Genomic DNA, 12,613 nt, shown 5'->3' on the forward strand with positions numbered 1-12,613 from the left:
TATGCGTCAAACTTCCTTCGAGCGCCGCTCCGGGGAATAGCCGCCGCCACCGGGGGTTTCGATTCGGATGCGCTGCCCCGGCTGCACGGCCCGCGTGAAAATACCGGGTAGCTCCTCCGTTTGACCGTCTGGGTGGCTCAGGAACTGGCGGCCCGGCTGGCCCGCTTCGCCCTCGCCCAAGCCGTAAGGCCGTTCGACGCGGTGCTGACTGAGCAGCGTGACCTGAACGGGTTCCAGAAACTCCAGTTCGCGGATGATGCCGTCGCCGCCGCGCCGCTCACCGGCTCCGCCCGAATTGGGCCGGATGGCAAACTCCCGCAGGCGCACCGGATAACGGCGTTCGAGTTCCTCGGGGTCGGTCAGCCGGGTGTTGGTCATGTGCTGGTGGACCGCCGACCGTCCGTCGGCGCTTTGGGTCGCCCCCGCCCCGCCGCCGATGGTTTCGTAATAGCCAAACGCCTCGTTTCCAAACAGAAAATTGTTCATCGTCCCCTGACTGCACGCCGCCAGCCCCAGCGCTTTCAGCAGCGTATCGACCAGCCGCTGGCTGACTTCGGTGTTGCCGCCCACCACGGCCGGGCAGTCGGCCGGGTTGTCGGGGAAGACCGGATTCAGCAGGGAGGCGTCCGGCAGCCTTACGCGCACCGGGTCGAGCAAGCCCTCGTTCAGCGGAATGTCCTCGGCCACCCAGAGCCTCAGCACGTACAGAATGGCGCTGTACAGAATGGACACGTTGGCGTTCAGGTTGTGGGGATGAACGGCGGACGTTCCTGAAAAGTCAAATGTAATTTCGCCTTTCTCCACCCGAATCTGCACGGCAATCCGGTGTCCGTCGTCCAGCCTTTCTTCGGCCCTGAACAGCTTTCCCTCATGGCGCCGGAGCAGATTTCGGAGCGTTTCGGCCGTCGTTTGCCGGAGGCGCTGCATCTGCTTTTGCACTTCGGCGGGGCCAACTTTTTCGGCCAGAGCCCGCAGGACAGTTTCTCCCGCTTTCAGCGAGGCAATGGCCGCTTCGATGTCGGCCCGGTTCTCGGTCAGGGCGCGCGTCGGGTAAGCGGCGCCGACGAATTGAGCCGCCAGGCCGTTCTCCCCTTCCCACAAAAATTCACCGTTGCGAACCACGTACTGCGGGGCCAGCACCACGCCTTCTTCCGTCAGCCGGACGGCATCGGGCGGCATCGAGCCGGGCACTTTCCCGCCAATTTCGGCATGATGTGCCCGGTTCACCACGTAGCCAATCCGTTGGCCTTCCCCGGAAAAAACCGCCATGATCAGCGTGACATCGGGCAGGTGGGAACCGCCAAACCGAGGGTGATTGGTGATGGCAATGTCGCCCGGTCCCAGCGTCAACTGCTGGAGTACCAGCCGGGTGCAAACACCAAGGCTTCCCAGATGCACCGGAATGTGCGGCGCATTGGCCACCAGGTACCCGTCCGCATCCAGTAAGGCGCAGGAAAAATCCAGCCGCTCCCTCACATTGACCGAAAAGGCCGTTCGCTGCAACTGAGCGCCCATTTCTTCGGCAATAGCCATGAACCGCCGCGTAAACAGTTCGGCCTGAATGGCTCCCTGTCCGGCTCCCGATGCGTTGTCCGCCGCCGGTTCCTGCATTCGTTCGGCAACGGCATTTCCCCAGGCCCAGACCGTGACCCGCCAACCGGCTTCGATAAACGAGGAAGACGTTTTGTTGAGCAGCAACGCCGGGCCGTCGAAGACATCGCCTTCCTCCAGAGAACCTGCCTCGTAGACCGGATAAGTACCGGATTTCGGCGGACGGAGGAGGCGAAAGACCGGCGGCTTCCGGGCCGGAATTTCCCGCTCGCCGATGGTGCTGACCCAGACCACCATCCGTTCCACCTCCACCGCCCGATTTTCCGGCAGGTGCCCGTACCGGCTCTGGTACAAGACCCGGAAGTCGCTTTCTGCCCGCTCCGAAAACGGTACGTCCAGCGTCGATTCCTGGCCCTGCAACCGCAGTTTAAGCGTTATTTCCTGAACAGACGTGGCCGTCTGCGGCCCGGTTTCGTCCTGGAGTTGCGCGGTGGCGGCCCGAATAAGTTCTTCGGCAACGGCCGGTGCTGATTCGGCAAAATCGCTGAGTGTCTGGAGAATTGTCCGGGAGGCCATCCGTTTCAGGGGCGTGTGGCCGATGCCGTAGGCACTCAGCAAGCCCGCATCGAACGGCAGAATCAGCGTTTTGATTCCCAGCAAATCCGCTACCGAACAGCCGTGCAATCCACCCGCGCCGCCGAAAACCAGCAGGGCGTACTCTTTCGGGTCAAAGCCGCGGGCGACCGAAATTTTCCGGATGGCGCCCGCCATTGCTTCGTTGGCAATCCGTTCGAAGCCGCGTAAAAGGGTTTGTTCGTCGGGAATTTCCCCGGTTTGTTCCCTAAGCTGGTTCTGGACCGTCCGCAGTGCCTGCCGGGCCTTTTCCGGAAAAAACGGAATGCTGAAATGGGCCGGACTGAGTTTGCCGAGCAGCAGATTAACATCCGTGATGGTGAGTGCGCCGCCCCCGCCGTAGCAGGCCGGACCCGGCGAGGCTCCGGCACTCTGCGGTCCCACGCGCAGCCGGACGCCGTCGAACCAGCAAACCGAACCCCCGCCCGCCGCCACCGTTTCGATGGAAAGCGACGGAAGTTGCAGTTCGAACTGGTTTATTCGGGTCGTAAACCGGTAGTCCACGTCTCCTTCATAACGGGCCACGTCGGTGCTGGTTCCGCCCATGTCGAGCGTCAGGACGTGATGCCCCAGCATCCGGGCGATTTTCCCGGCACCGACGACCCCGCCCGCCGGACCGCTCAGCAGGCTGTCTTTGGGCTGAAACAAATCAGCCCGCACCAGTCCGCCCGCGCTGGTCATCACCCGAACGGGATGGCCGCCCAGTTGTCGCCGGAGGTTCGCCAGATAATCGTTCAGCACGGGCGACAGGTAGGCATTGACGACCGCCGTCTGGGTCCGCGAAACGTAGTGAATAGCCGAAGAAATGTCGCTGGAAATCGTGACAGGGCCGATACCCGCCGACCGCAGGGCGTCTTTCAACCGCTGCTCGCTGGCGGGATTCCGGTAGGCATTCAGCAGCGAAACCGCCACGGCGTCGGCGGCCTGCTCTCTTACCCAATCGACCAGGCGGCGGATTTCGTCTTCCGAAAGCGCCCGGAGTATGGTGCCATCGGCGGCCGTCCGTTCGTCCACTTCCAGTACGTGCTGATACAGCACTTCCGCCGGGGGAATGGCGAGTTGAAACAGGTCCGGACGCTGCTGGGTGCCGATTCGAAGCAGGTCGCGAAACCCTTTGGTCACCAGCAGCGCGACGCGGCCGCCTTTTTTCTCCAGCAGCGCATTGGTGCCGCGGGTGGTTCCCAACCGCATTTCCAGCGGCGGAAACGGCTGTCCCAAACGCGTTTGGGTCAACAGGCGGGCCGCCAGCACGGGCGCTTCTTCGCCCGAGGAAAGCTCCACCGTGGCCGGAAACGGACTTTGCAGGGCGGGTTCCGTACGGAGCAGCCCGTCCGCAGACAGCCCGACAATGCGGCTCTGTTCACCCGTTTCCAGAATCGTTATCCGATAATCGGTGAAAATCGGGGCGGTCAGCCAGGGCGCTTCCACCCGGCCTTCGGCGGTTATCCGGCCTCGGAGGCAACTGCTGCTCAGTACTTTAACCCGCCGAAGTTCGCCGGTGGGTTCCCGGGCAATGCCGTCGGTGAATGTACCGCCGGTATCAATCCAGATGTGGACCATTATTTTCCGACCGAAATCATGTTGGCAAACAGCCGGTAAGCCCCCGGCACGCCCGCAGGCAGTTCGCGGAAGAAGACCAGACCGGTGTACATGAAGTGGCCTTTGCCGTATCGGGCGTAGATCAGGCTGCCCTGTTTCGCGGCTTCTCCGGTATCATTGACCGAAAAAATCGGCTCGTAGGCTTTGTCCCAATCGACGGCGAAGTAAATGCCCCGCTCCTGCACCCATCCGGCGAAGTCTTTGTCCGTCAGCTTATTCGGCACGTTCAGCAACGGGTGCTGCGGATTCAGAAACGTCATCTTGGCTTCCTCTTCCGTGACCCGGTCGCGGCCCACGGAGAACGGGTAAGGCCCCAGCTGGTTCACCTTCAGGCCGTTCTGGATAAATCCGCCCCCGCCGGGGGTTACGTACTGAACCACCATCGTCCCGCCGTTTTTGACATACTCCAGCAGCTTGCTCTGGTAAAAGCGCAGCCAGTCTTCGGTGTTGTAGGCCCGCACGCCTACCACAATGGCGTCGTAGCCGCTCAGGTCCTTGGCCAGTTCGCCAGCGTCGAGCATGGTCACGCTGCAACCCATCTGGCGCAAGGCCGTCGGCACTTCGTCCCCGGCGCCCATGATGTACCCGACCCGCTTCGCCGCCACTTTTACGTCCAGTTTGACCAGTTTGGCCTCGGCGGGCGGGAAATAAGTCTGGGCGGGAATGTGCCGGTACTGAATCGTACGAATGCCGGTTGTCAGTGTGCCAGCGGACGTTTTAAGCAGTGCCCGGAGCGTACCTTCGCCGAAACCGTTGGGAAATACCTTGACCGAAACCCGCTGTTCCCCGTATTTTTCGGCAATCGAAAAAGGAAGCGAAGCCGGTTCCACGCGCCAGCCTTTAGGCACTTCCAGCGCCAGCGTTCCGCTGACGGATGCCCGGTTGGCTTTCAAAATGACTTCCACCGTTTTCGGCGCATTGTCCGAAAAAACGTACACTTTCTCCACGACATTGGCGGTCACTTCCGGCCGGATTTCGAACGGGCGGTAGATTTCCCCGTCCACCGGATCGACCGACTTGTACATCCAGGGCTGCGTGAAGGTGAACGGCTGTCCGGCAATTTCGACCGTAAACTCGGCCGTTTCGGCAGGCGGATTTTCGGGGAGGCCAATCAACCGCTGGTCCGCCACCTGAAACAATCCCTTGTCGATGGGTTTTTCGAGCCAGTACGGCTGGCTGATTTTCTGCGTTCGGGCTACCTGCACAAAGAACGGGAGCACCTGCTGGGCATTAGCCTTCAGGCTCAGATTCAGGCTGGTATCCCGACCGACCTCCGGCAGCCGGAGGCGCGTCCAGGTGACCGGCACTCCCGACCGGTTGACGGCGCTGATGTTCACCCGGATGCCTTCGCCGGGCGCGGCGGCATAGTCCGTCGGGTTGGCTTCCAGCCACAAACCTAGACAGTCGCGGATCAGCGCTTCGGTTTCTTTCTTTTTGGCGGCGACGTAGCCGTTGTTGCCGTCCAGTTTCTGCAATTCGCGGTGAATCTCTACCAGCACCGGGACGGTAGCCGACGGGTTGGCGGCGTTGAAATGGTTGATGGCGTCGCGGATGAGCGCCTGCACGCGCCCGGAGCCCGGAACCCGACCCCACGACAGATCGACGCCGTCGAAAAGGTCCTGCTGCACGGGTTCGCCGTCTTTCAGCAGCAGGTAATCGATGCGTTCGCCCCGCTGGGCGGCCACGCCAAATCCCTGGCTTTTGTGCTGGGAGCGGCTTTCGGCGGCAATTTCGCCGTACGATTTCCCAAGCAGCGTGTTGTACAGCTGCGTTTCCATGCCCAGCATGTTCCCCGCTTCCTCCGGCCGCTTGTTGCTGCCGAAAGCGCCGGGGATAAAGACATTCCACAGGATGCGGCGGGCTTTCCAGGGCTTGACGAACGCGAGCTGTTCGGGGTATTTGGTGGCGTCGGCGGAAATCCGGAAGGCTTCTTCGGCCAGAAAACCCGAGGCGCTGTGGTGGCCGTGACCGGCGCGGGCATCGGGCGGAAAACGGGTCACGATCACGTCGGGCTGGAACTTGCGAATGGCCCACACCACGTCGCCGAGCACTTTGTCCTGTCCCCAGATGCGGACCGCTTCGTCGGTGGACTTGGAAAAGCCAAAATCGTACGCCCGGCTGAACGCCTGCTCCGGTCCGTCGATGCGGCGGGCGGCCAGCAGTTCCTGCGTGCGGATGAGCCCGATCTCGATGCCCTGCTCCGTCCCGATCAGGTTCTGGCCGCCATCGCCGCGGGTGAGGGCCAGATAGGTGGTCCGGACCTGCTTTTCGTTGGCTAACCAGGTCAGGAACAGCGTATTTTCATCGTCCGGATGGGCCGCCACGTAAAGGACCGAGCCAAGGACATTCAACCGTTTGAGGTTTTGCAGCAGCTGACCGGGGTGCGTGGATTTTGCCGGCTGGGCCTGAAGGACGAAAAGACCGGACAGCGTCAGCAGACCGAAAAGGAGCAGGATTTTCTTCATTGTTACGATTCGGGGATTGGAATTAACAAAAATAAAGAAGCCGGTTAACACTCATTCTATCAGGAAAATAAAATTCTGAAAGGCATTATACGGGGTTTGTTACTCAGCTATACTTTATTACCAGAAAAAGCCAAACTTTCCCGGAAAAAATTCTAATAAAGGATTTTATCCACCTTTGTTTTTCGGAACCAACCTCTATATTTGAGCGCAAACATTCCAACTTAACCATTTTAATCCTTTCGCATGAATAATAGTATGTACTTAGTTCCGGTTATGGGGCTAATTGGCCTGGTGATTATGTACACCAAGTTTTTATGGGTGTCGAAACAGGAAGCCGGAGACGCCCGGATGACGGAAATTGCCTCGTACATTTCGGCCGGGGCCATTGCCTTTTTAAAAGCCGAATGGCGCGTACTCACCTACTTTGCCATCATTGTTGCCATCCTGCTCGGCTGGTCGGGCACGCTGGTCGAAAATTCAAGTCCGGTCATTGCCCTTTCCTTTGTGCTGGGGGCGTTTCTTTCAGCGCTGGCCGGTTACGTGGGCATGAACATCGCCACCAAGGCGAACGTCCGCACGACGCACGCCGCCCGGACGGGTCTGGCCCGGGCGCTGGACGTCTCCTTCACGGGTGGTTCGGTCATGGGCATCGGCGTGGCGGGCATCGCCGTTCTGGGTCTGGGAAGCCTTTTTATTGTCTTCTATAATATGTACATCACTGGTCTGGCCGACGTGAATGGCCTGCCGATGGAGAAAACGCTGGAAGTGCTGGCGGGCTTTTCGCTCGGGGCCGAATCCATTGCGCTGTTTGCCCGGGTAGGCGGCGGTATTTATACCAAAGCGGCCGACGTGGGCGCTGACCTGGTGGGTAAAGTCGAAGCCGGAATTCCGGAAGACGACCCGCGCAACCCGGCCACCATCGCCGATAACGTGGGCGACAACGTGGGCGACGTAGCGGGCATGGGCGCCGACCTTTTCGGTTCGTACGTGGCGACCATTCTGGCCACGATGGTACTGGGCCGCGAAATCGTGGTGCCGGAAGCTTCCAACATCGTCGGCCACGCGCCCATCATCCTGCCGTTGATGATTGCGGGCGTTGGCCTCCTGTTTTCCATTATCGCCACCTATTTTGTCCGGATCAAAGACGATAACGGCAACGTGCAGGGCGCGCTGAACACGGGCAACTGGGGTTCGATCATCCTGACGCTGATCGCTTCCTACTTTCTCGTCGTGGCGATCCTGCCGACCGGCACGATGGAAATCCGGGGCGTGGAATTTGACCGGATGGACGTGTTTTACGCCATCGTGACGGGCCTGGTTGTCGGGGCGCTGATGTCCATCATTACGGAGTATTACACGGCCATCGGCCGTCGGCCGGTGCTGTCGATCATCCGGCAGTCGGCGACGGGGGCCGCTACGAACATCATCGGTGGTCTGTCGGTGGGCATGGAGTCCACGGTCCTGCCGATTCTGGTGCTGGCGGCGGGTATTTACACCTCCTACCACTTCGCCGGGCTGTACGGGGTCGCTATTTCGGCGGCCGGGATGATGGCCACCACGGCCATGCAGCTGGCTATCGACGCCTTCGGGCCGATTGCGGATAATGCGGGCGGGATCGCCGAAATGAGCCACCTGCCGGAAGAAGTGCGCGGCCGCACGGACATCCTCGACGCCGTGGGCAACACCACCGCCGCGACCGGAAAAGGCTTCGCCATTGCGTCGGCCGCCCTGACGGCCCTGGCCCTTTTTGCGGCCTTCGTCGGGATTTCGGGCATTTCCTCGATTGACATTTACAAGGCGGATGTTCTGGCCGGGCTGTTTGTGGGAGGCATGATTCCGTTCATCTTCTCATCGCTGGCAATTGCGGCCGTGGGCCGGGCGGCCATGAAAATGGTGGAGGAAGTGCGCCGCCAGTTCCGCGAGATTCCGGGGATTCTGGAAGGAACGGGCAAGCCCGAATACGAGAAGTGCGTCGCCATCTCGACGCAGGCGTCCATCCGAGAAATGATGCTGCCGGGTGCCATCGCCCTGACGGTGCCGGTGATTGTCGGGTTCGTGTTTGGCCCGGAAGTACTCGGTGGTCTGCTGGCGGGTGTGACGGTTTCGGGCGTGCTGATGGGGATTTTCCAGAACAACGCCGGGGGCGCCTGGGACAACGCCAAGAAATCGTTTGAGAAAGGCGTGGAAATCAACGGGCAGATGTACTACAAAAAGTCCGAGCCGCACAAGGCGTCGGTGACGGGCGACACGGTGGGCGACCCGTTCAAGGACACCTCCGGCCCGTCGATGAACATCCTCATCAAGCTGATGTCCATCGTGTCGCTGGTGATCGCCCCGCACATTGCCGTCATTCCGGAAGATGCCGGCACCCGCACCAACCGCGAAGGCATTGAGGCCGTGGGGGGTCAGGAAGACGTTGACCTCGAAAAATCGACCGGAGCGGACAACGAGGAGGTAGAAACGCCCAACAAACCGGAGCAGGAAGAGCAGCGGTAAACCTTACCGCGCCTGTCTCGTATGAGTGAACAGACCAGTTTCCGCGAGGGGGCTGGGTCGTTTTGTATAGTTGAAAACCTGGATTTAGCGGGAGGTGATTTAAGGAAATTAGAATAAACTGAAGCTTCTGAAAATAGCCGGGTTGCAATTGTATTTTGCGGTAATGGTACGGGACATTAAATTGGTAAAACGAAATGGCTTTGTTGCCTGGTCCTTTTTTCCGGTTCGTTCGTCGTGTAGCGACCTAGCATCGCGTGCCGTAGGTAAGCCACTCATAACCTCAGGTAAGTAGCGTACCTACGGCACGCGAAAGGCTATTGACTGCTTGAAGGCTACAAACATTAGGTCGCTACGCGACAAAACGGCTTGCAACATCTTACTGCTTTATTCACTGGAAGCCACGCGAAAATCCAAAACCAAAAAAAACGCCACCCCTCGCGGGCTGGCGTTTTCTGTAATCTATCAGCAATGAAGTGCAGGCGGACCTTACACTTTGCCCCGCATCGAACGCGGAATTTCAATGGATGCAATCGGGTTGGAAACGTTGTCGAGGATTTCGACGCCTTCCACCGTTACCTGGCCCACTTTCACGGTCTTGCCGAGGTCGAGGGTCGTTACGTCCACGTCCACGTAATCCGGAATGTTCTCGGCCAGACCTTTGAGTTTCATTTTGCGCAGCTTCTGGATCAGTTTACCACCTTTCTGAACGCCCGGAGCCGTACCGACGAAGCGGATAGGCACCTCCACTTTCAACGGCTTGCCGTCAACAATCTGGAGGAAGTCGGCGTGCAGCAGCTGATCGCTCACCGGGTGGTACTGCGTCTCCTGAAGGATAGCGCGGTATTCGTCACCTTCAATATTCAGCGTTACTTCGTAAGCGTCCGGCGTGCTCAGCAACTGGCGGAACAGAATCGTCGGCGCGTAGAAATGAACCTGCTCAGTGCCCCCGTACAGTACGCCGGGAACATAACCCTCGGCGCGGAGTGCAATAGACTCACTACGACCGAGATTCGCTCTTTTAAACCCTACAATCTCGTGTTTTTTCATGTTTTTTTGACTTTGGAAGAGAGACAGGAGACAAGAGACAAGAATTAAAGGCCTTGGAGCCGGAACAGTCTTTTCTCTTTTGTCTTTTCTCTTTTGTCTCCCCTCAGTGATTTATAAAAAGTGAACTGATAGATTCATGGTCACGGATGCGGCCGATGGCTTTGGCGAAAAGCTCGGCTACGGTCAATACCCGGATTTTGTCGTTCGGGTGGCGCATCGGAATCGTGTCCGACACCACCAGTTCTTCGAGCACCGAGTTGGCAATGTTGTCGTGGGCCGCTCCCGACATGACGGGGTGCGTACACACCGCCCGGACGGACTTGGCCCCTTTGTCGCGCAGAATCTGCGCGGCTTTGCAAAGCGTGCCGCCGGTGTCGATCAGGTCATCGACCAGCACCACGTTCGCGCCCTCCACGTCCCCGATGACCTGCATTGAGGCGATTTCGTTGGCCCGCTTCCGGTGCTTGTCGCAAAGCACGATTTCGGCGTTGAAGTGCTTTGCAAAGTTCCGGGCCCGGGCCGCGCCGCCAACGTCCGGAGACGCGACGATCAGATTTTCCAGGTTCAGGCTTTTGATGTACGGCACAAACACCGACGTTCCTTCCAGATGATCGACCGGAAAGTCGAAAAAGCCCTGAATCTGCCCGGCATGCAGGTCGATGGTCATCAGGCGGTCCGTGCCGACGGATTCCAGCATGTTGGCGACCACCTTAGCGGCAATCGACACACGCGGCTTGTCTTTCCGGTCCTGACGGGCGTAACCGAAATACGGAATCACCACGGTCACATAGTGCGCCGAAGCCCGACGGCAGGCATCGACCATCAGGAGCAGTTCCATCAGGTTGTCGGCCGGCGGCATCGTCGACTGGATCAGAAACACATCGCAGCCCCGGACAGACTCCTCAAAACTGGGCGACAGCTCGCCGTCCGAAAAGCGGCGGAGCGTGTACCCTCCCAAATCTTTTCCGTAGTGACGGGCGATCTTTTCGGATAGGTATCGGGATTGACTACCGGAGAAGATTTTGACGGTGTTCAGCGAGGCCATGGGTACTTAAAATTTGCGCAAAGGTACGGAAATAGTTTGAGGTTTGACACCCCCGTCCGGAATGTTTTTGGCGGAGAATAACCCGGAGCCGTTCAAAATAGCAGCCAATTGCATCCCGCGATGGGCGCATTCCAGTACTCAGCACGCCGTTTGGCCGGGGCTGTACATCCTCCGAAAACACGATGAAGCGTCGGGTTCGCAGGCTTATTCGAGATTGAAGCGGACGGCCTTCAGCACTTTAAGGTATCCCTCCGTGTGCTTCCGGGTGTCTTTGGGATACTCGATGTCCTTATCAAACGCATCGGTCAGAATGAGGTACGCCTTGTGAACGTCCTCTTTGTCGTAAAAACAATTGACCCAGACGTCCGGCAGGGCTTCTTCCCTCGTAATGCCGATGCCGCCGCTGTAGAAGCGGAAGGGACTTTGCAGGATGGGCGTTTCGAAATAACGCTGGTCTTTCCGTTCGATCAGTTCGAAATAATTGACGACGAAGTTGACCATGCCCCAGACCCGCTTTTCGAGTTCTTTGGGGCTTTCGCGGCGCGCGGGCCGGAAGCGCCAGGCGTTCATGTCCGGGTGGAGCAGGTCCATTTCGTCGTCCTCGTACAATCGTGTGGTGGAAATCAGCAGGTTGACGCCCGTTTCCCGGTCGGCGTCGTTCAGGACGGCCAGTTTAGCCGATTCGCCTTCCCGCCGGACCATGCGGAACTGCAGACTGCTCTGCGCGCCCGGCCCCGAGACGAGGTACGCTTCATTTTTGGGCGAGTAACTCCATTGATAAACCGAGTAGCCCTGCTCCTTCTGCCAGATCACCGCCGTCTGGTTCGGGTAAAACCGCAGAAAGCAGTTGTCCAGCGTTTGGGGCTCCCGAAAGTCCGGGAAGGCGGCCATCTGAACGGGCTCCTCAATCTGAATCCGGTTTACTTTCCAGCAATGCGTTATTTCGGAATCCGGCTCCCGGCAGGAAAGCAGTCCGGCCAAGGCCGCGAACAGGAAAACAATCTTCAGGCAAAAAGGCAATTTTATCATCGGCACGGAATCTCAGGCAACTATTCCCAATTTACGGGAAATTTGCCGGTAAACCGCATAACTCAGGCCCGCCATCAGCACCCCGCCGCCCGCGCCGGCCAGAATGTCGAGCGGATAATGCGCCCCGACGTAGATCCGGCTGTAGGCCACCAGCACGGCCCAGACAAACACCCACCGGACAGGCGGGTACTCCTTCCCGAGCAGCAGCCACAACCCCATTGCGAGGGCAAACGTATTGGCCGCGTGGGAAGAAGCAAAGCCGTACGTGCCACCGCATTCCATGACGGGATGGATGAGCTTTTGCAGCGCAGGTTCGTGGCAGGGCCGCAGCCGCAGGGTCAGCGGCTTGAGCAGGCCGGACGCAAACTGATCGCTCAGGGCAACGGCTGCACCGAGCATCAGCACCTGGCCGATGGCCCTTTTCCGGTAGCGGTACGCCAGCCAGATTACCAGCGCCACGTAGAACGGAATCCAGGTATTGCGCTCCGTGATCCGGATCATGATCGGATCGAGCCAGGGCGCGTACAGGTTATTCAGGTACAAAAAAAGCTCCGTATCGAAGCGATTGAGGGTCTCCATATCAGGCTGTTAAACTAAAGGCCGTTCCGGTTTATTCAGACAAAAGAAAAAAGAGAAAAGGCAAACGACCCGGAGGCTCCCAATCAGAACCCGGGTCCTGTTTCTTTTGTCTTTTCTCTTTCTTTCTGCTGTCTATTGAAGTTTAGAATCCACCCAGTTAACCATGAAT

7 protein-coding genes are annotated in these 12,613 nt (G+C 59.0%); 1 reads left to right on the top strand and 6 read right to left on the bottom strand.

Annotation, left to right across the window (positions count from 1 at the left end; genetic code table 11):
• Positions 1–6: 6 nt before the first annotated feature.
• Together ORG26_RS23255 and ORG26_RS23260 are read right to left on the bottom strand one after the other, a co-directional pair.
• Positions 7–3,744, bottom strand: coding sequence for a hydantoinase B/oxoprolinase family protein (locus ORG26_RS23255; RefSeq protein WP_266366059.1), 3,738 nt, complete (start codon positions 3,742–3,744; stop codon positions 7–9).
• Positions 3,744–6,248: a PIG-L family deacetylase gene (locus tag ORG26_RS23260; RefSeq protein WP_266366061.1), complete on the bottom strand. Its 2,505-nt coding sequence runs from the start codon at positions 6,246–6,248 to the stop codon at positions 3,744–3,746. The genes ORG26_RS23255 and ORG26_RS23260 overlap by 1 nt, the downstream gene beginning before the upstream one ends.
• Positions 6,249–6,491: 243 nt before the next feature.
• Between ORG26_RS23260 and ORG26_RS23265 the strand changes: the two genes are divergently transcribed.
• Positions 6,492–8,744 carry a sodium-translocating pyrophosphatase gene (locus ORG26_RS23265; protein ID WP_266366063.1) on the top strand — a complete coding sequence of 751 codons (2,253 nt, stop codon included), beginning with the start codon at positions 6,492–6,494 and terminating at the stop codon, positions 8,742–8,744.
• A 486-nt stretch (positions 8,745–9,230) separates the two neighbouring features.
• Here the strand turns inward: ORG26_RS23265 and ORG26_RS23270 are convergent, their stop codons facing one another.
• The 4 genes from ORG26_RS23270 to ORG26_RS23285 form a co-directional block, all read right to left on the bottom strand.
• Positions 9,231–9,791, bottom strand: coding sequence for a 50S ribosomal protein L25/general stress protein Ctc (locus ORG26_RS23270; RefSeq protein ID WP_266366065.1), 561 nt, complete (start codon positions 9,789–9,791; stop codon positions 9,231–9,233).
• Between the two features lie 103 nt (positions 9,792–9,894).
• Positions 9,895–10,836 (bottom strand): ribose-phosphate pyrophosphokinase, encoded by a 942-nt coding sequence (locus ORG26_RS23275; RefSeq protein WP_266366067.1) that lies wholly within the window; start codon positions 10,834–10,836, stop codon positions 9,895–9,897.
• A 204-nt stretch (positions 10,837–11,040) separates the two neighbouring features.
• The gene (locus ORG26_RS23280) at positions 11,041–11,865 is read right to left on the bottom strand and encodes a hypothetical protein (protein ID WP_266366069.1); all 825 of its coding nucleotides are present in this window, start codon (positions 11,863–11,865) and stop codon (positions 11,041–11,043) included.
• A 12-nt stretch (positions 11,866–11,877) separates the two neighbouring features.
• Positions 11,878–12,444, bottom strand: coding sequence for a phosphatase PAP2 family protein (locus ORG26_RS23285; protein WP_266366071.1), 567 nt, complete (start codon positions 12,442–12,444; stop codon positions 11,878–11,880).
• Positions 12,445–12,613 lie beyond the last annotated feature (169 nt).

The organism is Tellurirhabdus rosea (genome assembly GCF_026278345.1).
Lineage (GTDB): Bacteria > Bacteroidota > Bacteroidia > Cytophagales > Spirosomataceae > Tellurirhabdus > Tellurirhabdus rosea.

Coding starts and splice junctions, on each gene's coding strand:
- ORG26_RS23255 (WP_266366059.1), bottom strand. CDS start 3,744: ATGGTCCACATCTGGATTGATACCGGCGGTACATTCACCGACGGCATT.
- ORG26_RS23260 (WP_266366061.1), bottom strand. CDS start 6,248: ATGAAGAAAATCCTGCTCCTTTTCGGTCTGCTGACGCTGTCCGGTCTT.
- ORG26_RS23265 (WP_266366063.1), top strand. CDS start 6,492: ATGAATAATAGTATGTACTTAGTTCCGGTTATGGGGCTAATTGGCCTG.
- ORG26_RS23270 (WP_266366065.1), bottom strand. CDS start 9,791: ATGAAAAAACACGAGATTGTAGGGTTTAAAAGAGCGAATCTCGGTCGT.
- ORG26_RS23275 (WP_266366067.1), bottom strand. CDS start 10,836: ATGGCCTCGCTGAACACCGTCAAAATCTTCTCCGGTAGTCAATCCCGA.
- ORG26_RS23280 (WP_266366069.1), bottom strand. CDS start 11,865: ATGATAAAATTGCCTTTTTGCCTGAAGATTGTTTTCCTGTTCGCGGCC.
- ORG26_RS23285 (WP_266366071.1), bottom strand. CDS start 12,444: ATGGAGACCCTCAATCGCTTCGATACGGAGCTTTTTTTGTACCTGAAT.